The following is a 213-nucleotide window of genomic DNA, read 5'->3' as shown; positions in this document are numbered from 1 at the left end:
CAGGAAAAATCCCGCCGCTTGTGGTTGCAATCGTAGGGGGCATCATCTATGCTTTCTGTCTGGGACGTACCAGCATTGATTTCAGTGGAATCGGCTTTTATTTTCCAAATCCGGTAAACGGTATCCAGCACCTGCTAAGCGGTTTTGCCGTAGTAGCGCCTTACCTGACGATTGTCATTCCGATCGAAATCTATAACTTTATCGAAACAATGG

General features: G+C 46.5%; 1 pseudogene. It reads left to right on the top strand.

What is annotated here, in order from left to right:
* Positions 1-213, top strand: a pseudogene (locus HJV72_RS19390) (xanthine/uracil/vitamin C permease); the annotation flags it as partial.

Origin of the sequence: Extibacter sp. GGCC_0201 (assembly GCF_017566055.1) — a bacterium.
Taxonomy (GTDB): Bacteria; Bacillota; Clostridia; order Lachnospirales; family Lachnospiraceae; genus Extibacter.
This window is presented reverse-complemented; position numbering and strand designations above follow the sequence as displayed.